General features: G+C 78.1%; 1 protein-coding gene. It reads right to left on the reverse strand.

The window, feature by feature from the left end:
* The coding region (cbiE, locus tag FNQ90_RS23750; RefSeq protein WP_194432834.1) for a precorrin-6y C5,15-methyltransferase (decarboxylating) subunit CbiE at window positions 1-1,239 on the reverse strand (1,239 nt) is incomplete at both ends.

The following is a 1,239-nucleotide window of genomic DNA, read 5'->3' on the forward strand; positions in this document are numbered from 1 at the left end:
GGTCACCGACCACTGGGTGACCGGCATGGCCTGGGTCCAGCCGGTGAAACCGCCCACCGGACGGGCCCGGCCGAGCTGAAGCCGGATCAACTCGCCGCCGTGCCGGCGGCGTCGCTCGGCGAGCAGGGCCTCCGACTCCAGGGTGACGGTGTTGGCGACCAACCGACCGCCCGGCGGCAGCGCCCGCCAGCAGGCGTCCAGCAGGCCGGAGGCCGTGAGGCCACCGCCGATGAAGATCGCGTCGGGGGTCGGCAGTCCGGCGAGGGCGCCGGGGGCGGTGCCGGTGACCACCCGCAGCCGGGGCACGCCCAGGGTCTCGGCGTTGCGGGCGATGCGGGCGGCCCGACCCGGGTCGCGTTCGACGGTGACGGCGCGGCAGGCGGGGTGGGCGCGCAGCCACTCGACGGCGACGGACCCCGCGCCGCCGCCGATGTCCCACAGCAACTCGCCCGGGGCCGGGGCGAGGGCGGCGAGGGTGACGGCGCGCACGTACCGCTTGGTGAGCTGGCCGTCGTGCTCGTACGCCTCGTCGGGGAGACCGGGGACCAGGCCGAGACGGGGGCCCGGGGCGTCCGGGTCGCGGCGGCACTCCAGGGCGACGACGTTGAGCGGGTCGCCGGGCGGCTCGTCCCACTCGGCGGCGGGCGTGCCGTCGGGGTCGTCGAGCAGGCGCTCACCGGGGCCGCCGAGTTGTTCGAGGAGCCGCACCCGGGTGGATCCGAAGCCACGGTCGCGGAGCAGTTCGACGACCCGGGCGGGGGTGTCGGCGCCCGCCGAGAGCACCAGCACCCGACGGCCCGGGTGCAGGGCGGCGGTCAGCGAGGCGAGGGGACGGCCGACCAGGGTGACCACCTCGGTGTCCTCCACCGGCCACCCCAGGCGGGCGCAGGCCAGGGAGATCGAGGAGGGGTGCGGCAGGACCCGGACGCCCCCGACTCCGAGCTCCTCGACCAGGGCCCGACCGATGCCGAAGTGCATCGGGTCCCCGCTGGCCATGACCGCGATCCGCCGGTCCCGGTGGGCGGCGAGCAGCCGCGGGACGGCCGGGCGCAGGGGCGAGGGCCAGGGGACGCGCTCGCCGGGGCAACCCTCGGGGGCGTCGGCGGGCGGCAGCAGGTCGAGTTGGCGGCGACCGCCGATGATCACCTCGGCGGTGCGCAGCGCCGCGCGGGCGGTGTCGGCGAGGCCGGCGAGGCCGTCGGCGCCGAGGCCGACCACCGTCACGGGGTGGCGCGGGGG

This window comes from Streptomyces alkaliphilus, from assembly GCF_014141535.1.
Lineage (GTDB): Bacteria > Actinomycetota > Actinomycetes > Streptomycetales > Streptomycetaceae > Streptomyces > Streptomyces alkaliphilus.